38 protein-coding genes and 1 pseudogene are annotated in these 23,226 nt (G+C 41.5%); 38 read left to right on the top strand and 1 reads right to left on the bottom strand.

The features are described 5' to 3' along the window. Positions 1-22: 22 nt before the first annotated feature. The 28 genes from rplC (at position 23) to rplQ (ending at position 13,998) form a co-directional block, all read left to right on the top strand. Entirely contained in the window at positions 23-652 is a 630-nt protein-coding gene (gene rplC, locus EL241_RS12885) for a 50S ribosomal protein L3 (protein ID WP_003757011.1), read from the top strand. Between the two features lie 24 nt (positions 653-676). After that, entirely contained in the window at positions 677-1,300 is a 624-nt protein-coding gene (gene rplD / locus EL241_RS12880; protein ID WP_003757013.1) for a 50S ribosomal protein L4, read from the top strand. Beyond that, a complete protein-coding gene (rplW, locus tag EL241_RS12875; protein ID WP_003757015.1) occupies positions 1,300-1,584 on the top strand; it encodes a 50S ribosomal protein L23 in 285 nt (94 codons plus the stop codon). The genes rplD and rplW overlap by 1 nt, the downstream gene beginning before the upstream one ends. Before the next feature lie 34 nt (positions 1,585-1,618). Next, the gene (gene rplB / locus EL241_RS12870) at positions 1,619-2,452 is read left to right on the top strand and encodes a 50S ribosomal protein L2 (RefSeq protein WP_003757017.1); all 834 of its coding nucleotides are present in this window, start codon (positions 1,619-1,621) and stop codon (positions 2,450-2,452) included. A gap of 87 nt (positions 2,453-2,539) precedes the next feature. Then, positions 2,540-2,818, top strand: coding sequence for a 30S ribosomal protein S19 (gene rpsS / locus EL241_RS12865; protein WP_003757018.1), 279 nt, complete (start codon positions 2,540-2,542; stop codon positions 2,816-2,818). Between the two features lie 21 nt (positions 2,819-2,839). Next, positions 2,840-3,196, top strand: coding sequence for a 50S ribosomal protein L22 (rplV, locus tag EL241_RS12860; protein WP_003757020.1), 357 nt, complete (start codon positions 2,840-2,842; stop codon positions 3,194-3,196). Positions 3,197-3,198: 2 nt separating this feature from the next. After that, on the top strand, positions 3,199-3,855 hold the full coding sequence (rpsC, locus tag EL241_RS12855; RefSeq protein ID WP_003757022.1) for a 30S ribosomal protein S3: 657 nt from the start codon (positions 3,199-3,201) through the stop codon (positions 3,853-3,855). Between the two features lie 2 nt (positions 3,856-3,857). After that, positions 3,858-4,295: a 50S ribosomal protein L16 gene (gene rplP, locus EL241_RS12850; protein WP_003757024.1), complete on the top strand. Its 438-nt coding sequence runs from the start codon at positions 3,858-3,860 to the stop codon at positions 4,293-4,295. Next, positions 4,282-4,473, top strand: coding sequence for a 50S ribosomal protein L29 (gene rpmC / locus EL241_RS12845; RefSeq protein ID WP_003757025.1), 192 nt, complete (start codon positions 4,282-4,284; stop codon positions 4,471-4,473). Before rplP ends, rpmC begins: the two co-directional genes overlap by 14 nt. A gap of 27 nt (positions 4,474-4,500) precedes the next feature. Further along, a complete protein-coding gene (rpsQ, locus tag EL241_RS12840) occupies positions 4,501-4,764 on the top strand; it encodes a 30S ribosomal protein S17 (protein WP_003757027.1) in 264 nt (87 codons plus the stop codon). Between the two features lie 68 nt (positions 4,765-4,832). Beyond that, a complete protein-coding gene (gene rplN, locus EL241_RS12835) occupies positions 4,833-5,201 on the top strand; it encodes a 50S ribosomal protein L14 (protein WP_003757029.1) in 369 nt (122 codons plus the stop codon). 35 nt (positions 5,202-5,236) lie between these two features. After that, positions 5,237-5,548 carry a 50S ribosomal protein L24 gene (gene rplX / locus EL241_RS12830; RefSeq protein WP_003757033.1) on the top strand — a complete coding sequence of 104 codons (312 nt, stop codon included), beginning with the start codon at positions 5,237-5,239 and terminating at the stop codon, positions 5,546-5,548. 29 nt (positions 5,549-5,577) lie between these two features. After that, positions 5,578-6,117: a 50S ribosomal protein L5 gene (rplE, locus tag EL241_RS12825; protein WP_003757034.1), complete on the top strand. Its 540-nt coding sequence runs from the start codon at positions 5,578-5,580 to the stop codon at positions 6,115-6,117. A gap of 28 nt (positions 6,118-6,145) precedes the next feature. After that, on the top strand, positions 6,146-6,331 hold the full coding sequence (locus tag EL241_RS12820) for a type Z 30S ribosomal protein S14 (protein ID WP_003757036.1): 186 nt from the start codon (positions 6,146-6,148) through the stop codon (positions 6,329-6,331). Positions 6,332-6,362: 31 nt separating this feature from the next. Further along, the gene (gene rpsH, locus EL241_RS12815; RefSeq protein WP_003757039.1) at positions 6,363-6,761 is read left to right on the top strand and encodes a 30S ribosomal protein S8; all 399 of its coding nucleotides are present in this window, start codon (positions 6,363-6,365) and stop codon (positions 6,759-6,761) included. A 29-nt stretch (positions 6,762-6,790) separates the two neighbouring features. Next, positions 6,791-7,327 carry a 50S ribosomal protein L6 gene (rplF, locus tag EL241_RS12810; protein WP_003757041.1) on the top strand — a complete coding sequence of 179 codons (537 nt, stop codon included), beginning with the start codon at positions 6,791-6,793 and terminating at the stop codon, positions 7,325-7,327. Between the two features lie 35 nt (positions 7,328-7,362). Next, entirely contained in the window at positions 7,363-7,722 is a 360-nt protein-coding gene (rplR, locus tag EL241_RS12805) for a 50S ribosomal protein L18 (RefSeq protein ID WP_003757043.1), read from the top strand. A 21-nt stretch (positions 7,723-7,743) separates the two neighbouring features. Further along, the gene (gene rpsE, locus EL241_RS12800) at positions 7,744-8,247 is read left to right on the top strand and encodes a 30S ribosomal protein S5 (RefSeq protein ID WP_003757045.1); all 504 of its coding nucleotides are present in this window, start codon (positions 7,744-7,746) and stop codon (positions 8,245-8,247) included. A gap of 13 nt (positions 8,248-8,260) precedes the next feature. Next, positions 8,261-8,440 (top strand): 50S ribosomal protein L30, encoded by a 180-nt coding sequence (gene rpmD / locus EL241_RS12795; RefSeq protein WP_003757047.1) that lies wholly within the window; start codon positions 8,261-8,263, stop codon positions 8,438-8,440. Between the two features lie 57 nt (positions 8,441-8,497). Further along, a complete protein-coding gene (rplO, locus tag EL241_RS12790) occupies positions 8,498-8,938 on the top strand; it encodes a 50S ribosomal protein L15 (protein ID WP_003757049.1) in 441 nt (146 codons plus the stop codon). Further along, complete coding sequence (gene secY / locus EL241_RS12785; protein WP_003757050.1) at positions 8,938-10,239, top strand: preprotein translocase subunit SecY; 1,302 nt, start codon at positions 8,938-8,940, stop codon at positions 10,237-10,239. The genes rplO and secY overlap by 1 nt, the downstream gene beginning before the upstream one ends. Before the next feature lie 58 nt (positions 10,240-10,297). Then, the gene (locus tag EL241_RS12780) at positions 10,298-10,945 is read left to right on the top strand and encodes an adenylate kinase (RefSeq protein WP_003757052.1); all 648 of its coding nucleotides are present in this window, start codon (positions 10,298-10,300) and stop codon (positions 10,943-10,945) included. A 358-nt stretch (positions 10,946-11,303) separates the two neighbouring features. Then, entirely contained in the window at positions 11,304-11,522 is a 219-nt protein-coding gene (gene infA, locus EL241_RS12770; protein WP_003757054.1) for a translation initiation factor IF-1, read from the top strand. Positions 11,523-11,622: 100 nt separating this feature from the next. Next, positions 11,623-11,736 (top strand): 50S ribosomal protein L36, encoded by a 114-nt coding sequence (gene rpmJ, locus EL241_RS12765; RefSeq protein ID WP_003156543.1) that lies wholly within the window; start codon positions 11,623-11,625, stop codon positions 11,734-11,736. A 22-nt stretch (positions 11,737-11,758) separates the two neighbouring features. Further along, positions 11,759-12,124, top strand: a complete 366-nt coding sequence (gene rpsM / locus EL241_RS12760; protein WP_003757056.1) for a 30S ribosomal protein S13 — start codon at positions 11,759-11,761, stop codon at positions 12,122-12,124. Between the two features lie 22 nt (positions 12,125-12,146). Then, positions 12,147-12,536, top strand: a complete 390-nt coding sequence (gene rpsK / locus EL241_RS12755; RefSeq protein ID WP_003757059.1) for a 30S ribosomal protein S11 — start codon at positions 12,147-12,149, stop codon at positions 12,534-12,536. An 86-nt stretch (positions 12,537-12,622) separates the two neighbouring features. Then, positions 12,623-13,567 (top strand): DNA-directed RNA polymerase subunit alpha, encoded by a 945-nt coding sequence (locus tag EL241_RS12750; protein ID WP_003757063.1) that lies wholly within the window; start codon positions 12,623-12,625, stop codon positions 13,565-13,567. Between the two features lie 20 nt (positions 13,568-13,587). Then, the gene (gene rplQ, locus EL241_RS12745) at positions 13,588-13,998 is read left to right on the top strand and encodes a 50S ribosomal protein L17 (RefSeq protein WP_003757065.1); all 411 of its coding nucleotides are present in this window, start codon (positions 13,588-13,590) and stop codon (positions 13,996-13,998) included. Between the two features lie 896 nt (positions 13,999-14,894). Here the strand turns inward: rplQ and EL241_RS12740 are convergent. Continuing rightward, on the bottom strand, positions 14,895-15,557 hold the full coding sequence (locus tag EL241_RS12740; RefSeq protein ID WP_170166181.1) for an MgtC/SapB family protein: 663 nt from the start codon (positions 15,555-15,557) through the stop codon (positions 14,895-14,897). Between the two features lie 154 nt (positions 15,558-15,711). Here EL241_RS12740 and EL241_RS12735 point away from each other — a divergent pair, with 154 nt between their 5' ends. From EL241_RS12735 to EL241_RS12690, 10 genes and pseudogenes are all read left to right on the top strand, one after another. Next, a complete protein-coding gene (locus tag EL241_RS12735; RefSeq protein WP_036108119.1) occupies positions 15,712-16,536 on the top strand; it encodes an energy-coupling factor ABC transporter ATP-binding protein in 825 nt (274 codons plus the stop codon). Next, positions 16,527-17,402, top strand: coding sequence for an energy-coupling factor ABC transporter ATP-binding protein (locus tag EL241_RS12730; RefSeq protein ID WP_003757072.1), 876 nt, complete (start codon positions 16,527-16,529; stop codon positions 17,400-17,402). Before EL241_RS12735 ends, EL241_RS12730 begins: the two co-directional genes overlap by 10 nt. Further along, positions 17,392-18,189: an energy-coupling factor transporter transmembrane component T family protein gene (locus EL241_RS12725; protein ID WP_003757074.1), complete on the top strand. Its 798-nt coding sequence runs from the start codon at positions 17,392-17,394 to the stop codon at positions 18,187-18,189. Before EL241_RS12730 ends, EL241_RS12725 begins: the two co-directional genes overlap by 11 nt. Positions 18,190-18,204: 15 nt before the next feature. Next, a complete protein-coding gene (gene truA / locus EL241_RS12720; RefSeq protein ID WP_036108116.1) occupies positions 18,205-18,948 on the top strand; it encodes a tRNA pseudouridine(38-40) synthase TruA in 744 nt (247 codons plus the stop codon). A gap of 17 nt (positions 18,949-18,965) precedes the next feature. Then, on the top strand, positions 18,966-20,471 hold the full coding sequence (locus EL241_RS12715) for a polysaccharide pyruvyl transferase family protein (protein ID WP_036108113.1): 1,506 nt from the start codon (positions 18,966-18,968) through the stop codon (positions 20,469-20,471). Between the two features lie 181 nt (positions 20,472-20,652). Then, on the top strand, positions 20,653-21,090 hold the full coding sequence (gene rplM / locus EL241_RS12710; protein WP_003757082.1) for a 50S ribosomal protein L13: 438 nt from the start codon (positions 20,653-20,655) through the stop codon (positions 21,088-21,090). A gap of 26 nt (positions 21,091-21,116) precedes the next feature. After that, positions 21,117-21,509 (top strand): 30S ribosomal protein S9, encoded by a 393-nt coding sequence (gene rpsI / locus EL241_RS12705; RefSeq protein ID WP_003757084.1) that lies wholly within the window; start codon positions 21,117-21,119, stop codon positions 21,507-21,509. Between the two features lie 160 nt (positions 21,510-21,669). Beyond that, entirely contained in the window at positions 21,670-21,963 is a 294-nt protein-coding gene (locus tag EL241_RS12695; protein ID WP_052009292.1) for a hypothetical protein, read from the top strand. Positions 21,964-22,054: 91 nt separating this feature from the next. Further along, positions 22,055-22,255, top strand: coding sequence for a helix-turn-helix domain-containing protein (locus EL241_RS13870; RefSeq protein ID WP_232020834.1), 201 nt, complete (start codon positions 22,055-22,057; stop codon positions 22,253-22,255). Positions 22,256-22,339: 84 nt separating this feature from the next. Then, positions 22,340-23,140 (top strand): annotated as a pseudogene (locus EL241_RS12690) (IS30 family transposase). The last annotated feature ends 86 nt before the right edge of the window (positions 23,141-23,226 follow it).

Here is a 23,226-nt window from a genome sequence, read left to right as displayed (position 1 = left end):
TCAATTAATAGGAGGTGTCAACATGACCAAAGGAATCTTAGGTAGAAAAGTAGGGATGACACAAGTTTTCACAGAAAACGGCGAACTTATTCCAGTAACAGTGATCGAAGCTGCGGAAAACGTAGTACTTCAAAAGAAAACTGTCGATACAGACGGCTATGAAGCTGTTCAAATCGGTTTTGAGAATAAACGCGAAAAATTGTCTAACAAACCCGAAAAAGGTCATGTAGTAAAAGCCAATACTACTCCTAAGCGCTTCATTCGCGAAATTCGCGATGTTAACTTAGACGAGTATGAGATTGGTGCAGAAGTAAAAGTAGATGTATTCGCTGAAGGAGACATCGTTGACGCGACAGGAATTTCGAAAGGTAAAGGTTTCCAAGGTGTTATTAAACGCCACGGACAATCCCGCGGGCCTATGGCTCACGGTTCTCGTTACCATCGTCGTCCTGGTTCAATGGGTCCTGTAGCACCTAACCGTGTTTTCAAAAATAAACTTCTTCCAGGTCGTATGGGTGGAGAACAAGTTACTATCCAAAACCTTGAAATCGTAAAAGTAGACGTAGACAAGAACATCCTTTTAGTAAAAGGAAACGTTCCTGGTGCGAAAAAATCATTAGTTCAAATTAAAACTGCTGTAAAAGCAAAATAATTTATAAGAAAGGAGGACTAACGAATGCCAAAATTAAGTTTACTTAAACAAGATGGAACAAGTGCTGGCGAAATTACATTAAATGACGCAGTATTTGGTATCGAACCAAATGAAAAAGTGGTTGTTGATGTGATTTTGAGCCAACGTGCTTCTCTTCGTCAAGGGACGCATAAAGTAAAAAATCGTTCAGAAGTACGCGGTGGTGGACGTAAACCATGGCGTCAAAAAGGTACTGGACGTGCTCGTCAAGGGTCTATCCGCTCCCCGCAATGGCGTGGCGGTGGTGTTGTCTTCGGACCGACTCCACGTAGCTATGCTTACAAATTGCCTAGAAAAGTTCGTCGTTTAGCGATCAAATCTGCGCTTTCTTCTAAAGTAAAAGAAGAAAACCTATTGGTACTTGAAAACTTAGCTTTCGATGCACCAAAAACAAAAGATTTTGCAGCTTTTCTTAAAAACATTTCTGTAGATACAAAAGCACTTGTTGTAGTTGCTGGCGAAAGTGATAATGTTGAATTATCCGCACGTAACTTACAAGGCATTACAGTTATTCCGGCTGAAAGTATCTCGGTACTAGAAGTTGCTAGTCATGACAAATTGATCATTACTAAAGCAGCTGTCGAAAAAGTAGAGGAGGTGCTTGCATAATGGATGCACGCGACATCATTAAGCGCCCAGTTGTTACTGAGGAATCTACAAGTATTCTTGATGACAAGAAATACACATTTGAAGTAGATACTCGCGCAACAAAAACTCAAGTCAAATATGCCGTTGAAGAAATCTTCGACGTTAAAGTTTCTAAAGTAAACATTATGAACTATAAAGGTAAATTCAAACGTATGGGTCGTCATGCCGGCTACACAAACAAACGCCGTAAAGCAATTGTTTCTGTTACAGCTGACAGCAAAGAAATCCAATTTTTTGAAGTTTAATACCTTAAATAAAATCTAAAGAGGAGGGAAAACAATGGCGATCAAAAAATATAAACCTACCTCCAACGGACGTCGGCACATGACAAGTTCTGATTTCGCTGAGATTACTACAAGTACTCCAGAAAAATCATTACTTCGTCCCCTGCCAAAGAAAGCTGGACGTAATAACCAAGGTAAGTTAACTGTTCGTCATCACGGCGGTGGCCATAAACGCCAATACCGCGTGATTGATTTTAAACGTAATAAAGATGGTGTTCCAGGACGCGTTGCTACGATCGAATATGATCCAAACCGTTCTGCTAATATCGCTTTGATCAACTATGCAGATGGAGAAAAACGCTACATCATTGCAGCAAAAGGTTTGCAAGTTGGCCAAACAATCTATTCAGGAGCTGAAGCTGACATTAAAGTTGGTAATGCTTTAGAATTGAAAGATATTCCAGTGGGTACTGTTATCCACAATATCGAATTAAAACCTGGTAAAGGCGGACAACTAGTACGTTCTGCTGGAACAAGTGCTCAAGTACTTGGTAAAGAAGGCAAATATGTATTAATCCGTTTGAACTCTGGCGAAGTTCGCATGATCCTTGCTACTTGCCGCGCAACAATCGGTCAAGTTGGTAACGAACAACACGAACTGATCAACGTTGGTAAAGCTGGACGTTCCCGTTGGTTAGGCAAACGCCCAACTGTACGTGGTTCTGTTATGAACCCTAACGATCACCCACACGGTGGTGGTGAAGGTAAAGCTCCTATCGGACGTAAATCTCCAATGTCACCATGGGGCAAACCAACTCTTGGTTACAAAACTCGTAAGAAAAACAACAACACTGACAAATTTATCGTACGTCGTCGTAAGAATAAATAATCAGTTTTTGGAAGTAATAACAATGTTAGCAGGAAAGTGGGAACGATTCGTTCCTGTCTTCCTGACTATGCGAAGGGAGGCTCTCTCATGGGTCGTAGCTTGAAAAAAGGACCATTTGTCGATGACCACTTGATGAAAAAAGTGGAAGCAGCTAATGAAAGTGATAAAAAACAAGTAATTAAAACATGGTCTCGTCGTTCCACAATTTTCCCAGTATTTGTTGGTCAAACAATTGCTGTATATGATGGTCGTAAGCATGTACCAGTTTATGTACAAGAAGACATGGTAGGACATAAATTAGGTGAATTTGCGCCAACTCGTACTTATCGCGGTCACGCAGGTGACGATAAGAAAACAAGACGCTAATTTGAGAGGAGGATATCTTTAATGGCAAGTGAAGTTACAAGCGCAAAATCCGTTGCAAAAACGGTACGTATTGCTCCTCGTAAAGCTAGAATCGTTATCGATTTGATCCGAGGCAAGCAAATCGGCGAAGCAATTGCTATCTTGAAATATACACCAAGAGCAGCTTCTCCAATCATTGAAAAAGTTTTAAAATCCGCTATTGCTAACGCAGAGCATAATTATGATTTAGACGTTAACAGCTTAGTCGTGTCCGAAGCATTTGTAGACGAAGGTCCTACACTTAAACGCTTCCGCCCACGTGCTAAAGGTAGCGCTAGTCCAATTAACAAACGTACGAGCCACATCACAGTTGTGGTATCAGAAGTGAAGGAGGGGTAACGTTGGGTCAAAAAGTACATCCAATAGGTATGCGTATTGGTATTATCCGCGATTGGGATTCCAAATGGTACGCTGAAAAAGATTATGCAGATTTCCTGCATGAAGATCTACGTATTCGTGATCATATTACTAAACGCTTAGCTGATGCTTCTGTTTCTCGTGTTGAAATCGAACGTGCTGCTAACCGTGTAAATATTACAATTCATACTGCTAAACCAGGAATGGTTATTGGTAAAGGTGGATCTGAAGTCGAAGCACTTCGTAAAAACCTTAACGACTTAACTGGCAAACGCGTCCACATCAACATCGTTGAAATCAAACGTGCTGATCTTGATGCGAAATTAGTAGCAGAAAACATTGCAAGACAATTGGAAGGTCGTGTATCTTTCCGTCGTGCACAAAAACAAGCTATTCAACGTACAATGCGCGCTGGTGCTAAAGGTATCAAAACGCAAGTATCTGGTCGTCTTGGCGGAGCTGATATTGCTCGTGCTGAACATTATAGCGAAGGAACAGTTCCTCTTCATACATTGCGTGCCGACATCGATTACGCATGGGAAGAAGCTGACACAACTTATGGTAAACTAGGTGTTAAAGTCTGGATCTACCGTGGTGAAGTCCTTCCTACGAAGAAAAATAATGTGGAAGGAGGAAAATAATAATGTTAGTTCCTAAACGTGTAAAATACCGTCGTGAGTTCCGTGGAAACATGCGTGGACGTGCTAAAGGTGGTACTGAAGTAGCATTTGGTGAATATGGTCTTCAAGCAGTAGATGCTTCTTGGATCACTAACCGTCAAATCGAAGCTGCTCGTATCGCAATGACTCGTTACATGAAACGTGGCGGTAAAGTTTGGATTAAAATTTTCCCTCATAAATCTTACACATCTAAACCAATTGGTGTTCGGATGGGTAAAGGTAAAGGTGCCCCAGAAGGATGGGTAAGCCCAGTAAAACGTGGCAAGATTATGTTTGAAATTGCAGGTGTTCCTGAAGATGTAGCCCGCGAGGCACTTCGTTTAGCAGCACATAAACTGCCGGTCAAAACTAAGATCGTTAAACGTGAAGAAATTGGTGGTGAAGCAAATGAAAGCAACTGATATTCGTGAATTATCCACTACCGAAATCCAAGACCAAGAAAGAGCTTTGAAAGAAGAGCTTTTTAACTTGCGCTTTCAATTGGCTACAGGACAATTAGAGAACACTGCGAGGATTCGTGAAGTGAGAAAAGCAATTGCCCGTATGAAGACTATTGTAAGAGAAAGAGAACTTGCTTAAATAGAAAATCGTAAGGAGGTTTAATACATGGCTGAACGTAACCAACGTAAAGTGTATACAGGTCGTGTTGTTTCTGACAAGATGGATAAAACTATCACTGTTGTCGTTGAAACATACAAAAAGCATGGTTTGTACGGTAAACGTGTGAAATATTCTAAAAAATTCAAAGCACATGATGAGAACAACACTGCTAAAATCGGCGATATCGTTCGTATTTCTGAAACTCGTCCGTTATCTGCAACAAAACATTTCCGTCTATTGGAAGTAGTAGAAGAAGCAGTAGTTATCTAAGTTGAAATAAAAAATTGAAAATCATATAGAGATTTTCTACCTGTTATTCTGGAAGGAGGGTATTCCTAATGATCCAACAAGAAACTCGTATGAAAGTCGCTGACAACTCTGGCGCGCGTGAGGTACTAACTATTAAAGTACTAGGCGGTTCAGGTCGTAAAACAGCTAACATTGGTGATGTTGTTGTATGTACTGTTAAACAAGCAACACCAGGTGGCGTTGTCAAAAAAGGCGATGTTGTAAAAGCGGTTATCGTTCGTACTAAAAGTGGAGCGCGTCGCACAGATGGTTCTTACATCAAGTTTGATGAAAATGCTTGTGTCATTATCCGTGATGATAAAAGTCCTCGTGGAACACGTATTTTTGGACCTGTTGCTCGTGAGCTTCGTGAAAACAACTTTATGAAAATTGTTTCTTTAGCTCCAGAAGTTCTTTAATATCAAGTTCCAAAACTAAGGAGGTGCCAATACCGATGCATATTAAAAAAGGTGATAAAGTTCAAGTTATTACTGGTAAAGATAAAGGCAAATCCGGTGCAGTACTCGCTGCATTTCCAAAGAAAGACCGTGTAATTGTTGAAGGAATCAACATGATCAAAAAACATGCGAAACCTTCCAACGTGAATCCACAAGGTGGAATCTTAAACGTTGAAGCACCAATTCACGTTTCTAACGTAATGCTTATCGATCCTAAATCTGGAGAACCCACACGCGTGAGTTACCAAGTGAAGGATGACAAGAAAGTGCGAGTTGCTAAAAAATCCGGTGAAGTTTTAGATAAATAAAATAGTCTAGCGGAAGGAGGGAATATCACATGAATCGCCTTAAAGATAAATATCTTAAGGAAATTGTTCCTGAATTAATGAACAAATTTAACTACAACTCCGTAATGGAGGTTCCAAAAATCGAAAAAATCGTGATCAACACTGGTGTTGGTGACGCAACTGCAAACGCGAAAGTGCTTGATAGCGCAGTTGAAGAATTAGCTCTTATTACTGGTCAAAAACCAGTCGTAACGAAAGCAAAGAAATCCATCGCAGGATTCCGTCTACGTGAGGGAATGCCTATCGGCGCGAAAGTAACTCTTCGTGGTGAACGTATGTATGATTTCTTAGATAAATTAATTTCTGTATCACTTCCACGTGTACGTGACTTCCGTGGTGTTTCTAAAAAAGCATTTGACGGTCGCGGTAACTACACTCTAGGTGTTAGAGAACAACTAATTTTCCCTGAAATTGATTACGATCAAGTATCTAAAGTACGCGGCATGGACGTAGTAATCGTTACAACTGCCAACAGTGATGAAGAATCTCGTGAGTTATTGACTCATATCGGGATACCATTTCAAAAGTAATCTAATAATGAATTAGGGAGGCGAAAACGTGGCTAAAAAATCAATGGTTGCGAAACAAAAACGCACACCGAAGCATGCAGTTCAAGCATACACTCGTTGTGAACGCTGTGGTCGTCCACATTCCGTTATTCGCAAATTTAAATTATGCCGTATTTGTTTCCGTGAACTTGCCTATAAAGGACAAATTCCCGGCGTGAAAAAAGCAAGCTGGTAAACAATAAGAGTAAGGAAGGAGGATATTATACATGGTGATGACAGATCCAGTTGCAGATTTTCTAACTCGCATTCGTAATGCGAACATGGTTAAACATGATAGATTAGAACTTCCTGCATCCAAAATCAAAAAAGAAATCGCAGAAATCTTGAAACGTGAAGGTTTCGTACGCGATGTTGAATATGTAGAAGATGACAAGCAAGGAGTTATCCGTGTTTTCTTGAAATATGGAGCTTCTGGCGAACGTGTAATCACTGGTTTAAAGAGAATCAGCAAACCAGGACTACGTGTATACGCTAAATCAAGCGAGATTCCTAAAGTACTTAACGGCTTAGGTATTGCGATCGTATCTACTTCCCAAGGTGTTTTAACTGACAAAGAAGCCCGCGCTAAACAAGTCGGTGGCGAAGTACTAGCATACGTTTGGTAAGAAGAATTAAATCATAAGGAGGTGCAGACATGTCCCGTATTGGTAAAAAGACAATTGTCATTCCTGAAGGTGTAACAGTTACACTTGATGGTTCAACTGCTACAGTAAAAGGCCCTAAAGGTCAACTTGTAAAAGAATTTAACCCTGACATTAAAATTGATATCGAAGGCAATGAAATCAACGTTTCTCGCCCAAGTGATCATAAAACACATCGTTCTCTTCACGGAACGACTCGTGCGATCTTAAATAACATGGTCGTAGGTGTTTCCGAAGGTTACGAAAAAACATTAGAATTGATCGGTGTTGGTTACCGTGCTCAAAAACAAGGAAACAAACTTGTTCTTAACGTAGGTTACTCTCATCCAGTAGAATTTGAAGCTCCAGAAGGCGTTGAAATTGATGTTCCTGCAAATACGAAAGTAATTGTTAAAGGATACAACAAAGAACACGTTGGAGAACTAGCTGCTAATATTCGTGCTACTCGTCCTCCTGAACCTTATAAAGGTAAAGGGATCCGTTACGAAGGCGAATATGTACGCCGCAAAGAAGGTAAAACTGGTAAATAATGCCGCGTAGGCAATCTTGAGAAGAGGTGAGTTAAGTGATTACCAAAATCGACAAAAATAAAGTCCGTAAAAGAAGACATGCACGTGTCCGTTCTAAGATTACTGGAACAGAATCTCGTCCACGCTTGAACGTATTCCGTTCTAACAAAAACATTTACGCGCAAGTTATCGACGACGTAAATGGCGTGACACTTGCAAGTGCATCTAATCTAGATAAAGAATTTGGCTCTAGCGAATCGAAAGTTGACGCAGCTAGCAAAGTTGGCGCATTAGTTGCGAAACGTGCTGCTGATAAAGGCATTACTTCTGTTACTTTTGACCGTGGAGGCTATTTATATCATGGCCGAGTGAAAGCTTTGGCTGAAGCTGCTCGTGAAAATGGTTTAGAATTTTAATAAGAAGGAGGGACATTTTACATGCCTGAGCAAATTGATGGTAACAAATTAGATTTAGAAGAACGCGTAGTAACAATCAATCGTGTTGCTAAAGTAGTAAAAGGTGGACGTCGTTTCCGTTTTACAGCACTAGTTGTTGTTGGCGATAAAAACGGTCATGTAGGATTTGGTACTGGTAAAGCACAAGAAGTTCCAGATGCTATTCGTAAAGCAGTTGATGATGCTAAGAAAAACATGATTTTCGTTCCTACTGTAAACACTACTATTCCTCATACTGTAGTCGGCAATTTTGGTGGCGGAGAAATTCTTCTTAAACCTGCAAGCGCCGGTTCTGGAGTAACTGCTGGTGGTCCAGTACGTGCGGTCCTAGAACTTGCTGGTGTTGCTGATGTATCTTCCAAATCGCTTGGATCTAATACACCAATCAACATGGTACGTGCTACAATCGATGGAATCAAACAACTTAAAAATGCTGCTGACGTTGCAAAACTTCGCGGTAAAACAGTTGAAGAATTGTTAGGATAAGGAGGCAATATTAATGGCGAAATTAGAAATCACTCTAAAACGTAGCTTAATTGGACGCCCCGAATCCCAACGGAAAACTGTTCAGGCCCTAGGTCTTGGCAAAACTAATTCCGTAGTAGTGAAGGAAGATAATGCTGCAATTCGCGGTATGATCACAAAAGTCAGTCACTTAGTGGACGTCAAAGAAGTTTAAGCTATCGAATAAAGATAAAACAGGTAATTCATTTTGTAATAGGAGGAGGTGCTTGACATGAAACTACACGAACTTAAACCTTCTGAGGGATCTCGCAAGGAACGCAATCGTGTTGGTCGTGGTACAGGCTCTGGTAACGGTAAAACTTCCGGTCGCGGACATAAAGGGCAAAAAGCTCGTTCCGGCGGTGGTGTACGTTTAGGCTTTGAAGGTGGACAACTTCCACTTTTCCGTCGTCTTCCAAAACGTGGATTCACAAATATCAACCGCAAAGAATATGCAGTTGTTAATGTTGGGACTTTAAACCGTTTTGAAGATGGTACAGAAGTAACACCAGAATTGTTAATTGAAACTGGTGTGATCAGCAATGCAAAATCTGGTATCAAAGTATTATCAGAAGGAAAAATTGAGAAGAAATTAACTGTTAAGGCTAACAAATTCTCAGCAGCGGCTAAAGAAGCAATCGAAGCTGCTGGTGGACAAACTGAGGTGATCTAATGTTTCAAACGTTAGTGAATTTCTTCAGAGTAGCAGACATCAGAAAAAAAATCTTCTTCACTTTAGCAATGCTATTGATTTTTAGAATCGGAACATTCATCCCAGTTCCTGGGATCAATGCTTCGGCACTGCAACAACAAATGCAAGGCGGCATCCTAGGTTTCCTAAATACCTTTAATGGCGGGGCACTGAAAAACTTTTCTGTGCTTGCCATGGGTGTAATGCCCTACATTACCTCATCCATCATCGTGCAACTTTTGCAGATGGATGTTGTTCCAAAACTTGCAGAATGGGCGAAGCAAGGTGAAATGGGTCGTAAAAAACTCAATCAGCTTACTCGCTATCTAACGATCATTTTAGGACTAGTTGAAGCATTCGGTATGGCATTCGGCTTTAACCAATTTACAGGAGCAGGTCTGATCGAAAATCCGACTTTTGCTACTTATCTTGTTATCGCGGTAGTGCTTACTGCGGGCACCATGTTCCTAATGTGGTTAGGGGAACAGATCACAGTAAAAGGTATCGGTAATGGGGTTTCCATTATCATCTTCGCTGGTATCGTTTCTCGTATCCCTGACGGAGCTCGTCAATTGTTCGTTCAACGCATCGAAGGAGCAAATGATCAACTATTCTTACGTCTTTTAGAATTGGCAGGTATTGCGGTCGCAATCATTGCGATTGTTGTAGTCGTAATCTACTTCCAACAAGCTAACCGTAAGATCCCGATTCAATATTCTAAACGTGTAGCTGGCGCGAAACAAGGAGGAGCACAAGCAACTCACTTACCACTCAAGTTGAACTCTGCTGGTGTTATTCCAGTTATCTTTGCAAGTGCCTTTATTATTACGCCGCAAACGATCATCTCATTCTTTGCTGCTAATAATACAAGCAATACGATCAAGATATTGAAAGATGTTTTTGATTATACAAAACCAATCGGTATGATTCTTTATGTGGTCCTTATTGTGGCATTCACTTATTTCTATGCATTTATTCAAGTAAATCCGGAAAAAGTAGCAGATAACCTTAAAAAACAAGGTGGTTACATTCCAAGTAAACGTCCTGGCAGAGAAACACAAGCCTACTTGACTTCTGTTCTTTACAGATTGACATTTATTGGAGCTATTTTCTTAGCAGTTGTTGCTGTACTTCCTACGATCGGTTCGGTCGCTTTTGGTCTTCCACAAGCACTTGCCATCGGTGGTACAAGTCTTCTGATCGTTATCGGTGTAGCACTAGATACAACGAAACAATTAGAAGGACAATTAGTTAAACGGAATTATCGAGGATTCATCAAATAACTCGCATACTTGTTAGTCTTTGCTAGCAAGTATCGCGCGTAAATAAGGGGCGAGTCAGTTGAAGCTAGTATTGATGGGATTGCCCGGAGCAGGTAAGGGTACACAAGCGGAACAGATCGTAAGCAAATACAATATCCCGCATATTTCTACAGGAGATATGTTCCGTGCAGCAATAAAAAATGGTACAGCATTAGGACTTAAAGCGAAATCTTTTATGGATGAAGGTAATTTAGTTCCTGATGAAGTCACAAATGGTATCGTTCGTGAACGTCTAGCTGAACCAGACGCAAAAGATGGTTTCTTGCTTGACGGCTTTCCGCGCACAGTGGAGCAAGCTGAAGAACTTGAAGCGATCTTAAGCGAATTAGGTACTGAATTAGATGCGGTAATCAACATTGAAGTCGAAAAAGACGTTTTGATCAAACGGCTTACCGGCCGCTGGATCTGCCCGACTTGTGGCAGAACATACCACGAACTTTATAATCCGCCAAAAACGGCTGGAGTTTGTGATGATGACGGCAGTAAGTTGTATCAACGTGAAGATGATAAGAAAGAAACAGTTGAAAATCGCTTGAATGTTAATTTAAAACAAACACAACCGCTGCTTGATTTTTACACAGAAAAAGGTAAACTCGCAAGCGTAAATGGGGAACAAGAGATCCAATCTGTTTTCCAAGACGTAGATAAGATTCTTACTTCTTTCTAAGGAGAAGCGGTGTTGTTAGAAACTACCAAATTCCGTACGTGCAAATTTCAAAACTTTGTAGTATAATGGATAATTGGCAGTGGAATAAAGGCATCTAAGCAAATCATGATGAACGAGAGAACCATTTGATGATCATCCGAATGACTATGGTAATTACCTTAAACTGCTTTTAGGAGCAGGTTTTCGAATTTACGGATTTCACTTCACAGGTTGTCTATAAAAAACCGAAATTAAATACTCGCTAGGAGTATGTCTTTTGGTGTGTTTTACGTTTTTTCATGTAAGAGTATTATTACACTGAATTAATAAGGCCTGAAGAAACGAGTCCAAGTAAACTTACGAAGGAGGTAACAAACATATGGCTAAAGAGGATGTTATTGAAGTCGAAGGTGTTGTTCAAGAAACTCTGCCTAACGCGATGTTTCAAGTGGAACTCGAAAATGGTCACAAAGTACTAGCTACAGTCTCTGGTAAAATCAGAATGCATTACATTCGTATCTTGCCCGGGGATAAAGTGACAGTCGAGCTTTCTCCATACGATTTGACGCGCGGAAGAATTACCTATCGTTTTAAATAATTTGCACTCCGAAATTGAATTTATATACCGGTCTGGTTCGCCAGCTTGATTTATCGGTTTATAGAGACACTTTCTCTACTAAACAAGGAGGTATATTTTTATGAAAGTAAGACCATCAGTAAAACCGATCTGCGAAAAATGTAAAGTTATTCGCCGTAAAGGTAAAGTTATGGTAATTTGTGAAAACCCTAAACACAAACAAAAACAAGGATAATAAGAAGGAGGTGCTCTAACCAATGGCACGTATTGCAGGTGTGGACGTTCCACGTGAAAAACGTATCGTTATCTCTTTGACTTACATCTACGGTATCGGTAAAACTACTGCGGAAAAAGTTCTTGCAGAAGCAGGCGTTTCCCCAGAAACTCGTACTCGTGATCTAACTGAAGAGGAATTAGGTAAAATTCGTGAAATCTTAGACACTATCAAAGTAGAAGGTGACCTTCGTCGTGAAGTAAACCTAAACATCAAACGTCTAATGGAAATCGGTTCTTACCGCGGAATTCGTCACCGTCGCGGACTTCCCGTTCGTGGACAAAATACAAAAAACAATGCTCGTACTCGTAAAGGTCCTTCCAAAACGGTTGCAGGCAAGAAGAAATAATTAAGTAAAGGAGGTAGTAAGAATGGCTCGTAAAACGAATACTCGTAAACGTCGTGTGAAAAAGAATATCGAAGCAGGTATTGCTCACATCCGTTCTACATTTAACAATACGATCGTAATGATCACTGATGTACATGGTAATGCTTTGGCATGGTCTAGTGCAGGTGCTTTAGGATTTAAAGGTTCTAAAAAATCTACTCCTTTCGCAGCTCAAATGGCAGCTGAAAGTGCAGCTAAATCAGCTCAAGAACATGGCATTAAAACTCTTGAAGTAACAGTAAAAGGTCCTGGTGCAGGTCGCGAGGCTGCTATCCGTGCGCTTCAAGCTGCAGGTATCGAAGTTACTGCTATTAAAGATGTAACTCCTGTTCCTCACAATGGTTGTCGCCCTCCAAAACGTCGTCGTGTATAAAAACCAAAGTCGTATTGGATTGCAAAAGTTATACAAGGTTCGTAAAAAGAATCAAGAAAAAGACGTTTTGAAGGAGGTTAATTTGAATGATCGAAATTGAAAAACCAAAAATTGAAACGATTGAGATCAGCGATGATGCCAAGTACGGAAAATTTGTTGTAGAACCACTTGAGCGTGGATATGGTACAACTTTGGGTAACTCCTTACGTCGTATTCTATTATCTTCACTTCCCGGAGCTGCAGTTACCTCTATACAAATCGATGGAGCTCTTCATGAATTCTCCGTTATTGATGGTGTAGTGGAAGATGTAACAACGATGATTTTAAATATCAAGAAATTGGCACTTAAAATCTATTCTGATGATGAAAAAACATTGGAAATCGATGTTCAAGGCCCTGGCGTTGTAACTGCTGGTGATATTAATTACGACAGTGATGTTGAAATTTTAAATCCAGACTTACACATTGCAACATTAAGCGACAATGCAAAATTCCATGTTCGTCTTAATGCAACTCGTGGTCGTGGATATACCCCAGCTGATTTAAATAAACACGAAAACATGCCAATCGGTGTATTACCAGTTGACTCCATTTTCTCCCCAGTAATTCGCGTGAATTATCAAGTTGAAAATACTCGTGTTGGACAATCAACAAATTATGATAAATTAAGCTTTGATGTTTTGACTGATGGAAGTATCAGCCCAGAAGAAGCTGTTTCTCTAGGAGCAAAAATTCTTTCTGAGCATTTGAGTATCTTCGTCAACTTAACAGATGAAGCCCAAAAAGCAGAAATCATGATTGAAAAAGAAGAAAGCCATAAAGAAAAAGTACTGGAAATGACAATTGAAGAATTAGATCTTTCTGTTCGTTCTTACAATTGCTTGAAACGTGCTGGAATCAATACAGTTCAAGAACTAGCTGACAAATCCGAAGATGATATGATGAAAGTTCGTAACTTAGGACGTAAATCATTGGAAGAAGTAAAAGTGAAACTTGCTGATTTAGGCTTATCTCTTAGAAACGAAAACTAACTGAAGGAGGGAAATAGACAATGGGTTACAGAAAATTAGGCCGTACTAGCTCACAACGTAAAGCATTGCTACGTGATCTTGCAACGGATTTAATCGTACACGAACGCATCGAAACAACTGAAGCTCGTGCGAAAGAAGTACGTAAAGTTGTTGAAAAAATGATTACTTCTGGTAAAAAAGGTGACTTGCATTCTCGTCGTCAAGTTGAAGCTTTTATCCGTCACGAAGTAGTTGATGTTGTTCAAGTAGACGTGAAAGGTAAAGATGGTTCTACTGTGAAGAAAAACCGTCCAGTTTACGCACTACAAAAATTATTTGATGACGTAGCTCCTCGCTATGCAGAACGTCAAGGCGGATATACTCGTATCTTGAAAAAAGGACCTCGTCGCGGCGACGGTGCACCTGTAGTAATCATCGAATTAGTTAAATAAGCAATACCATGTTAAAGCAAGTGGAGTGTCATGATATGTGTTTCAACCGAAACGCACTGTCTAGCTCTGTGCGTCTCTCCCTCTCTTCCAGAGGGTGAGGGGCGCAGGCTTTTTTGTTTGGGCTCTTCGAAGCAAAGCAAGTTAGAGCCCAAATATATATACGAACAAAGTGAGTATATAATCCCCAAAAGGCTCTTCGGATCCCCCACAAGAAAAGCTGAAGAGGCTTTTTTAGTGTAGCGTGAAAAAATCATAAATGGACACAAAAAGCAAAGCAAGTTAGAGCCCAAATATATATACGAACAAAGTGAGTATATAATCCCCAAAAGGCTCTTCGGATCCCCCACAAGAAAAGCTGAAGAGGCTTTTTTTAGTGTAGCGTGAAAAAATCATAAATGGACACAAAAAGCAAAGCAAGTTAGAGCCCAAATATATATACGAACAAAGTGAGTATATAATCCCTAAAAGGCTCTTCGGATCCCCCGCAAGAAAAGCTGAAGAAACTTTTTAATGTAGCGTGAAAAAAATCATAAATGGACACAAAAAGCAAAGTGAGTATATAATCCCTAAAAGGCTCTTCGGATCCCCCACAAGAAAAGCTGAAGAAGCTTTTTAGTGTAGCGTGAAAAAATCATAAATGAACACAAAAAGCAAAGCGAGTTAGAGCCCAAATATATATACGAACAAAGTGAGTATATAATCCCCAAAAGGCTCTTCGGATCCACCACAAGAAAAACTGAAGAAACTTTTTAATGTAGCGTGAAAAAATCATAAATTGGACACAAAAAAGCAAAATGAGTATATAATCCCTCTCCGAAATAACCACAAAACAAATCTACCCAACCACTCCCCAACATATATCCACAAAAAAACACGCCTGCCCCGCAAGCGCGTTCTCACTCGATTTTTTCCAACACAACATCCTGTACATTTTGAATATAATGGATCAATTGATGCTCATCCATATTCATCTTCGCCTTGAGTGTCACTGAAGCTCGATAAAACCCCGTATTCTCGAAGTTCTCCTGCGTCACCTCATAAGATCCCAAATGATAACCGCTCAAATGAATATACTCCATAATATCCGTCAGTTTATCTTTTTTCGTCGTCGTATAAACTAACCGCATGGACCGAAAACCAATTGATTTAAATAAATATCCCAATCCTTCCAACCCAATAAGTGTCAAAACAGTTGCGCCGATCCCTAAAATATACATACCCGAACCAACGGCCAGTCCGATTCCTGCAGCAGCCCATAACCCAGCCGCGGTTGTCAAACCACGAACAAATTGCTTTTGGATAATGATCGTACCGGCGCCGATAAATCCAATTCCGCTTACGACTTGCGCGGCTACCCGGCTAGGATCAAATGCCACTTTTTCCATGGACATGATCTGTTGGAATCCATATTGGGAAACGATCATGATCAGGGCGCTTCCGAGCGAAACAAGGAAATGCGTCCGAAACCCAGCTTCCTTTGCTCGAATTTCCCGATCAAGTCCGATAACAGCTCCGAGTACTCCTGCAACAGTGATTCTAAGTAAAAAATCAAGCCACATCATCTTCGCTCCCTTTCAATTTCTTATCCTTGTCTTTTTCCCTCAAGCCACTGCTCTTAAACAGCTCTTTGATAATAAGCTTTTGCTAGAATCTGCGCTTTATACTATAATAAGCATTATGTAAGAAAGTATGGAAAGAAAGAGGTGCGCCTCCGTGTCAGAAGAATTTTTGCGTTTAGAGAACGTTTATTATAAATATGATGAAGAAGAAGCCTACGCGGTAGAAGATGTTTCTTTTTCTGTGGAAAAAGGAGAATGGCTGGCGCTAGTCGGACATAATGGTTCAGGGAAATCCAGTATCGCTAAGCTACTTAACGGACTGCTCTTTCCTGAAAAAGGACTGATCAAAGTCGGGAATTTCGTTTTGTCCGAAAATAACATCTGGAGCATCCGTAAACTGATCGGTATGGTATTCCAAAATCCCGATAACCAATTTGTCGGGGCTACGGTGCAAGATGATGTCGCTTTTGGGCTTGAAAACCAGGCTGTACCTCATGATGAAATGGTGGAACGGGTGAACAGTGCCTTGAACGAAGTCGGCATGCAGATGTATGCAACGCATGAACCGGCGCGTCTGTCTGGCGGGCAAAAGCAGCGTGTCGCAATTGCAGGTGTGATCGCACTTAGCCCCGCAGTTATTATCTTAGATGAAGCAACTTCGATGTTAGATCCGCAAGGGCGAGAAGAAGTCATGGAAACGATCCGACTGCTACGAGAACGCAATCAGATCACCGTTATTTCGATTACACACGATCTGGATGAGGTCTTGTTTGCGGATCGAGTGATCGTGATGAACGATGGACATATTCATCAAACCGGGACGCCAAAAGAAGTTTTCCAAGACACAGCGGAAATGAAAAAAATCGGGCTTGGTGTGCCATTTATTATCCAGCTGCAGGAAAAATTAGCGGCATTGGGAGTAGAAAAAGAAGAAGTCGTATTGTCAGAGGGAGAGTTGATGGAGCAGTTATGGAAATAAAACTAGAAGAATTAGGGTATTGCTACCAAAAAAACAGCCCTTTTGAAACAAGAGCGCTTCAAGACGTCAACGTTACATTTCCATCCGGCAGCTATGTGGCAGTAGTCGGCCATACCGGATCTGGGAAATCTACATTGCTACAACATCTGAATGCGCTATTGATGCCAACAGAAGGGCGGATCACGATCGGAGAACAAGTTATTGAAGCCGGCGGGAAGTATAAAAAGCTTCGTGATCTCAGGAAAAAAGTCGGGATCGTTTTCCAATTTCCGGAAGCACAGCTCTTTGAAGAAACAGTAGAGAAAGATATCTGCTTCGGCCCGGTCAATTTTGGTGTGCCGATAGAAGAAGCAAAGGTCCGTGCTCGCACGGCGATCAAAGAAGTAGGATTATCAGAATCGATCTTGGAACGCTCTCCGTTTGAACTCTCAGGCGGGCAAATGCGCCGCGTGGCGATTGCCGGGGTCCTTGCGATGGAACCGGAAGTGCTCGTTTTAGATGAACCGACAGCGGGGCTTGATCCCCAGGGACGCGAAGAGATCATGAACATGTTCTATCGGCTACACCAAGAAAAAGGGCTGACCACGATCCTAGTGACCCACAGCATGGAAGATGCAGCGCGTTATGCGGAAACCCTGGTTTTGATGAAAAACGGCACCGTAGAAAGAATTGGTTCAGCCAGAGAATTGTTTACGGAAGCGATGCAGAATCCTGAATTAGCGCTTCCACTTCCCGACGTAGTCAAATTCCAAGTGAACTTTGAAAGAAAATTCAAATGCCGGCTGGAAAAAACCTGTCTAACGATCGATGAATTAGCAGCAGCGATCCAGCATCAGCTGGAAGGCGGTATGAAACATGATGGATAAAATGATACTCGGTAGATATATCCCGAGTAATTCTTGGCTCCACTTAGCTGATCCAAGAGCCAAATTAACATCTGTAATGGCGTTTATTATTATCGTCTTCTTTGCCAACAACTGGCTGACATATGGTTTTCTTTTTCTTTTCGTACTAAGCTTAGTTGTGCTTTCCAAAGTACCAGTTATTTTCTTTTTAAAAGGGCTTCAGCCGATTTTCTTTCTGATCACCCTGACCTTATTACTGCAATTATTTTTTACGCAAGGCGGGCACACGCTCGTTTCCTTTGGATTTATTCATATCACGACATTAGGGCTTAAAAATGGGATCATGATTTTCTGTCGCTTTGTTTTGATCGTACTCATGACCACGATCTTGACACTTACGACCAACCCGATCCAGCTTACTGACGGACTGGAAAAAATATTGGCGCCTTTCCGCGTCGTACGTCTGCCTGTCCATGAACTGGCATTGATGCTTAGTATCTCGCTACGATTCATTCCGACATTGATGGATGAAACAGAAAAAATAAGCAAAGCGCAAAAAGCAAGAGGTGTCGATTTTACTTCCGGGAGTATCAAAGAACGCATCAAAGCGATCATCCCGTTATTAGTTCCCCTGTTCATCAGTGCTTTTAAACGGGCGGAAGACCTGGCCATCGCAATGGAAGCGCGCGGTTATCATGGTGGTCACGGGAGAACCAGGTATCGGCAGTTGCGCTGGCAATGGGGAGATACTTGGCTGATGATCTCGCTAGGAGTATTGCTAGCCCTGTTGTTAGTTTTTAGAAGTTAGGAGAGTTTGCAGGAAATGCCAAGATATAAAGTGATTTTAGCTTATGATGGTAGCGGTTTTTCCGGCTATCAAGTACAACCGCACAAGCGCACCGTACAAAGCGAATTAGAAGAAGCGCTGCTCAAGATGCATAAAGGGGAATTTGTGCGTGTGACGGCCTCAGGAAGGACGGATACGGGCGTTCATGCAGCAGGCCAAGTCATTCACTTCGATTCGCCGCTCCAGATACCTAATGAAAAATTCCAGCGGGCCTTACAGCGGATGACGCCATTTGATATCGGCATCCATTCTGTCGAGCAAGTGCCGGATGACTTTCATGCCAGATACGGCACAGTGGGGAAAGAATACCGTTATGTTATTAAAAACAGCACCGATTACGACCCGTTTTCACGCAATTTTGCCCTACATTATCCCTATCCGCTATCGATAGAGAAAATGCAGGAAGCAAGCCAGACCCTTATCGGCGAGCATGATTTCACCAGTTTCTGCTCCGCCCGCACCGAGCAAGACTCGAAGGTGCGAACCATCTATTCGATCGAGTTTCGCAAGGAAAAAGAAACGATCACGATCTGCTATCGTGGCGACGGCTTTTTATATAACATGGTGAGGATCTTGACAGGCGCACTATTGGATATCGGACAAGGGCGCATGACGGCTGAGACGCTTGAAAAAGCACTGCAGGCAAAAGACAGAACCAAACTACCAAGCGTGACCGCACCAGCACAGGGATTGTATTTATGGGAAGTGGCTTATAAATAAAAAAGGTGGGTATTAACATGAAACGATTTTTGATCCGATCAGGAATATCACCATTAGACTTATTCGATGCACCGACGATCATCGCTAGAGATGCGATCGGTAGCAATGTAGGGAACTTACTTTATGCCTACAGCATTTACCGTAATTTATGGACGGAAGACACGGAGATCATTCCAGATTATTATCGGATCGATCCAGATGACGCCGACCACATCAATGAAACCTACGACGGTTATCTTATTCCGTTGGCAGATGCCTTTCGGGAAACCTTCCGCCGTCAGCTGAAACAGTATACTAAACTGATCAAACGGCTGAAAATCCCCGTTTACATCATCGGTGTGGGTCTGCGTGCACCCTATGAACCTGACCTCAAAGCGGGATTCCCTTTCGATACAGACGTAAAGAACTTCGTTAAAGCAGTTTTAGAAAAAACTGGTCAAATCGGTCTACGCGGCGAGATCACTTCTGCGTACTTGACACAATTAGGTTTCCAAGCGGGAGTCGACCATCAAGTCATTGGCTGCCCATCCATGTATACCTTTGGGAAAAACCTGACGATCAAAGACATTACGCTGAACGAGCACACGAAGATCTTTACCAACCTTGCCCCGATTGCTCCGCAGCTAGTCGTCGATTTCATGCGACATGGTCTGCAGAATTATTCTGATGTCACTTTTATCCCACAAGATATTGACGAATTGACGCTCACATACAGCGGAGGTACCTATTTAAACGGTCCTTCATTAGGCAAAGAACTGCGAAATTATCCAAACAATTTGGAAAGCCCAGAATACAGATCAGGGAAAGTTCGGTTCTTTTTGAGCGCGCCGAGTTGGATAAAGGCAATGAAAATGGCAGATCTCAGCATCGGAACAAGACTGCATGGCAATGTGGCCGCAGCAATCGCCGGAACACCGGGTATCATTTTTCCAGCTGATGCCAGAATGCGCGAACTTTCGGAATTTCATGGTCTAACGACTTATCAAGCCGATGCGATCGATGAAAACACCACACTGAGCGATATCTTGGAACAAGTAGACATACATAGCCCGGAACGCAAACAAGCAGCGAATTTTGCGAACTTCGAGGCCTTTCTGGATAAAAATCAACTTTCACATATCGACTTTGATTCCACAGAACCAGCACCACTAGACAAAAAGCTGGAAAGCGTTCAGCTTTTACCGCCAGTAGAACCGCTAGTGAATTGCGAGAAACAAGAGATCTTACAGCGCCTGGAAGCCAATTATCCAGCTTTGAAGGCTCGAAATAAAACGATCCAGGATCGTAGTGCCAAAACAACGAAACAGCTTCGCAAGGCAAAGAACGAGCTGCAGACGCAAAAGACAGAATGGGAATCCGAAAAAGTAGAGCTAGAAGCGAAACTGCTACGCGCTAAACAAGTAAATCAACGACTGAAAGCAAAATTGACTGCCAAAAATAAAAAAATCCGCAACCAACGAGTGACATTGAACCGGCGCTCCGTCAAACTTGCGCTTCGGATCGCGGATCAATTTAGAAAATAAATTTTCGGATTGATATTGACTTTTCACGCTGTAAATTGTATTATGGACTATGGTATTGTTTGCCCCACAATAAGCCCCGGAAGGTTGTTGTGTTAAACAATAAAAATGAAAATAAATAGTTTTTTCGGGAATCGGAACATTTCCGGGAGCTAATTTTGTAAAAATATTAGGAGGGTAACTCATGCGTACAACTTATATGGCGAAACCCGGCGAAGTAGAACGTAAATGGTACGTGATCGACGCTGAAGGTGTTTCTTTAGGACGTTTGTCCAGCGAAGTAGCTTCAATTCTTCGTGGCAAAATCAAACCACAATTTACTCCAAATGTTGACACTGGAGACTTTGTAATTGTAATCAATGCTGGTAAGGTAGGTCTTACTGGTAAAAAAGCGACAGATAAAATCTATTACCGTCACTCTCAATATCCAGGCGGTCTGAAATCCCGTACAGCAGGCGAAATGCGTACAAACAACCCAGAAAAATTGATCGAGCTATCTGTAAAAGGTATGCTTCCAAAAAACTCACTAGGACGCGCACAATTCAAAAAATTACACGTATACGGCGGTTCCGAGCACGAACATGCAGCTCAACAACCAGAAGTATATCAATTACGCGGTTAATTCATTTAAATAAGGAGGAATTCTAAGTGGCTCAAGTACAATATTACGGAACAGGTCGTCGTAAAAGCTCAGTAGCTCGTGTACGTCTAGTACCAGGCGACGGCAAAGTTGTTATCAATAATAGAGACTGGGAAGATTACATCCCATTCGCAGCACTACGCGAAGTAATCAAACAACCTTTAGTAGCAACAGATGCTTTAGGAAAATATGACGTATTAGTAAACGTTCATGGTGGAGGCTACACTGGTCAAGCCGGTGCTATCCGTCACGGCGTGGCACGTGCACTATTACTTGTATCACCTGAGTACCGCCCAGCACTTAAATCTGCTGGCTTGCTAACTCGTGACCCTCGTATGAAAGAACGTAAAAAATACGGTCTTAAAGCGGCTCGTCGCGCACCTCAGTTCTCGAAACGTTAATCAAAATATTGTTATATCAACGATTCAACCAATTTTTTGGTGTTGTTTGGTGTTAATTAGTATGATAAATCATTTAATAGATTTAAAGCATCAGCATCTTGCTGGTGTTTTTTTCTGGCATTAATTCAAGGTAATAATTTTGAGTAGTTAAAATTGAATTATGCCCAAGCCTTCTAGAGATATAATCAATTATGATTTACCGTTTGATGTTGGTGAGTATGAGTTTCCCAAAGCAATAACTGAAAAATATAGTGAATTAAGTGAATACTTTGAATATCCAAGAGAAATTATAAAAGTGATCGCTGAAAATCTAGATTCTGAAATTAATATTATTGAATTAGACAGTGATGTTTCAGGAAGTGATGAAGAAAAATTAGGTTATGCATTAGTTGATATGGGGTATTTTGAAATACCTGATAATCTGATTAATTATATTAATTGGCGGATTTTATAATGAACTTAGCCAGTTGCTAAAATAAAAAAACGCATCGCAAAATTTCATGTATTATTGAAGTTCCAACACTATCAATAAGGATGAAATCACGATGACGCAAATTGAGAATACCACAGAATCACTCAAAGGAAAACACCTTACTTATAAGGAACGTGTACAAATTGAAATACTTCGTTCGTTGGACAAGCCAATGTCCGGCAACAAAATTGCTGAGAAACTTGGTCGTGCCCGCCAAACCATTCACACAGAAATTAAGGATGGCACCATTCGCCAGATTCGTAAACAAAAGTAAAATGACAAAGTCTATGAGTATGAATACTATGTCTACTCCGCTGATGCTGGACAAGGTGCGTATGACAAGGCTCGCTTAAACTCCATTAAGCAACCTAAATGGATCTGTGCCCCAAAGTTCATGGCTTATGCTGACCACCAGATGAAACAGGAGAAACATTCCCCTGATGTGGTGGTAGGTCGCGCCAAGAAGATGGAACTTTTTCCAGATGAGGGCATTCCTGGTACAACAATGTTGTACAACTATATTGAACAAGGGTTCATGGAAACCAAAAACATTGACCTACATCTAAAAGTGCGACGGAAAACCAGTACGCCAAGAAGCTGCAAGAATAAGGCTCTACTTGGTGAACTGATTGAAAAACGACCCGATGTAGTAGACAGTCGAGAAGAATTTGGCCACTGGGAAATCGACACTGTAGCTGGCTTGAGGTCGGATAAGGACCACGCACTATTGACTTTGACTGAACGCAAGACAAGATACGAAGTCGTCATTAAAATTGATGGCAAAGCATCAAACCCAGTAAATTAAGCCTTGTCAGCTCCACGAGAAGCCGCTGGAACTAATTTTGAACTTCTCTTTAAGACGATTACTTCGGATAACGGCACCGAGTTTTCCGGCATCACTAATCTCTTGGAGGGCGTCATGACCTCAGTGTACTTCACTCACCCATACTCCTCTTGGGAACGTGGAACCAATGAAAATCATAACGGTATGATTCGTCGATTCATTCCAAAACGAACACGGATGGAAAATGTGTCTCTAGCGACTGTACGGCGTGTTCAGGACTGGATGAATACTTTGCCAAGAAAAATTTTAGGGTACGCCACTCCTCGTGAGTGCTTACTTGAAGAAATGTCGAAACTTGCACTGACTGCCGCATGAGCTTGACAACGAGCCTCCTTAGGCATGGTGGTCTTGGGGCAGTTCTTTGGCGCTAATTCCAGAACTTCTGCCCAATCTGCTATGCG

It is taken from the genome of Listeria grayi, from assembly GCF_900638015.1.
GTDB classification, from domain to species: Bacteria; Bacillota; Bacilli; order Lactobacillales; family Listeriaceae; genus Listeria; species Listeria grayi.
The sequence above is the reverse complement of the archived record's forward strand: the minus strand, read 5'-3'. Positions and strand labels throughout refer to the sequence as shown.

What these genes read in the sequence shown, in the direction of transcription:
- rpsE (WP_003757045.1), top strand. Translation starts at nt 7,744, where the DNA reads ATGCCTGAGCAAATTGATGGTAACAAATTAGATTTAGAAGAACGCGTA.
- EL241_RS12750 (WP_003757063.1), top strand. Translation starts at nt 12,623, where the DNA reads ATGATCGAAATTGAAAAACCAAAAATTGAAACGATTGAGATCAGCGAT.
- rplF (WP_003757041.1), top strand. Translation starts at nt 6,791, where the DNA reads ATGTCCCGTATTGGTAAAAAGACAATTGTCATTCCTGAAGGTGTAACA.
- rpmJ (WP_003156543.1), top strand. Translation starts at nt 11,623, where the DNA reads ATGAAAGTAAGACCATCAGTAAAACCGATCTGCGAAAAATGTAAAGTT.
- rpsS (WP_003757018.1), top strand. Translation starts at nt 2,540, where the DNA reads ATGGGTCGTAGCTTGAAAAAAGGACCATTTGTCGATGACCACTTGATG.
- infA (WP_003757054.1), top strand. Translation starts at nt 11,304, where the DNA reads ATGGCTAAAGAGGATGTTATTGAAGTCGAAGGTGTTGTTCAAGAAACT.
- rplQ (WP_003757065.1), top strand. Translation starts at nt 13,588, where the DNA reads ATGGGTTACAGAAAATTAGGCCGTACTAGCTCACAACGTAAAGCATTG.
- rpsQ (WP_003757027.1), top strand. Translation starts at nt 4,501, where the DNA reads ATGGCTGAACGTAACCAACGTAAAGTGTATACAGGTCGTGTTGTTTCT.
- rpsM (WP_003757056.1), top strand. Translation starts at nt 11,759, where the DNA reads ATGGCACGTATTGCAGGTGTGGACGTTCCACGTGAAAAACGTATCGTT.
- secY (WP_003757050.1), top strand. Translation starts at nt 8,938, where the DNA reads ATGTTTCAAACGTTAGTGAATTTCTTCAGAGTAGCAGACATCAGAAAA.
- rplP (WP_003757024.1), top strand. Translation starts at nt 3,858, where the DNA reads ATGTTAGTTCCTAAACGTGTAAAATACCGTCGTGAGTTCCGTGGAAAC.
- rplD (WP_003757013.1), top strand. Translation starts at nt 677, where the DNA reads ATGCCAAAATTAAGTTTACTTAAACAAGATGGAACAAGTGCTGGCGAA.
- EL241_RS13870 (WP_232020834.1), top strand. Translation starts at nt 22,055, where the DNA reads ATGACGCAAATTGAGAATACCACAGAATCACTCAAAGGAAAACACCTT.
- rpmD (WP_003757047.1), top strand. Translation starts at nt 8,261, where the DNA reads ATGGCGAAATTAGAAATCACTCTAAAACGTAGCTTAATTGGACGCCCC.
- rpsK (WP_003757059.1), top strand. Translation starts at nt 12,147, where the DNA reads ATGGCTCGTAAAACGAATACTCGTAAACGTCGTGTGAAAAAGAATATC.
- rplV (WP_003757020.1), top strand. Translation starts at nt 2,840, where the DNA reads ATGGCAAGTGAAGTTACAAGCGCAAAATCCGTTGCAAAAACGGTACGT.
- rplX (WP_003757033.1), top strand. Translation starts at nt 5,237, where the DNA reads ATGCATATTAAAAAAGGTGATAAAGTTCAAGTTATTACTGGTAAAGAT.
- rplE (WP_003757034.1), top strand. Translation starts at nt 5,578, where the DNA reads ATGAATCGCCTTAAAGATAAATATCTTAAGGAAATTGTTCCTGAATTA.
- rpmC (WP_003757025.1), top strand. Translation starts at nt 4,282, where the DNA reads ATGAAAGCAACTGATATTCGTGAATTATCCACTACCGAAATCCAAGAC.
- rplB (WP_003757017.1), top strand. Translation starts at nt 1,619, where the DNA reads ATGGCGATCAAAAAATATAAACCTACCTCCAACGGACGTCGGCACATG.
- rplC (WP_003757011.1), top strand. Translation starts at nt 23, where the DNA reads ATGACCAAAGGAATCTTAGGTAGAAAAGTAGGGATGACACAAGTTTTC.
- rpsH (WP_003757039.1), top strand. Translation starts at nt 6,363, where the DNA reads ATGGTGATGACAGATCCAGTTGCAGATTTTCTAACTCGCATTCGTAAT.
- rplN (WP_003757029.1), top strand. Translation starts at nt 4,833, where the DNA reads ATGATCCAACAAGAAACTCGTATGAAAGTCGCTGACAACTCTGGCGCG.
- EL241_RS12715 (WP_036108113.1), top strand. Translation starts at nt 18,966, where the DNA reads ATGAAACGATTTTTGATCCGATCAGGAATATCACCATTAGACTTATTC.
- EL241_RS12730 (WP_003757072.1), top strand. Translation starts at nt 16,527, where the DNA reads ATGGAAATAAAACTAGAAGAATTAGGGTATTGCTACCAAAAAAACAGC.
- EL241_RS12740 (WP_170166181.1), bottom strand. Translation starts at nt 15,557, where the DNA reads ATGTGGCTTGATTTTTTACTTAGAATCACTGTTGCAGGAGTACTCGGA.
- truA (WP_036108116.1), top strand. Translation starts at nt 18,205, where the DNA reads ATGCCAAGATATAAAGTGATTTTAGCTTATGATGGTAGCGGTTTTTCC.
- rplW (WP_003757015.1), top strand. Translation starts at nt 1,300, where the DNA reads ATGGATGCACGCGACATCATTAAGCGCCCAGTTGTTACTGAGGAATCT.
- EL241_RS12725 (WP_003757074.1), top strand. Translation starts at nt 17,392, where the DNA reads ATGATGGATAAAATGATACTCGGTAGATATATCCCGAGTAATTCTTGG.
- EL241_RS12695 (WP_052009292.1), top strand. Translation starts at nt 21,670, where the DNA reads ATGCCCAAGCCTTCTAGAGATATAATCAATTATGATTTACCGTTTGAT.
- rplM (WP_003757082.1), top strand. Translation starts at nt 20,653, where the DNA reads ATGCGTACAACTTATATGGCGAAACCCGGCGAAGTAGAACGTAAATGG.
- rplO (WP_003757049.1), top strand. Translation starts at nt 8,498, where the DNA reads ATGAAACTACACGAACTTAAACCTTCTGAGGGATCTCGCAAGGAACGC.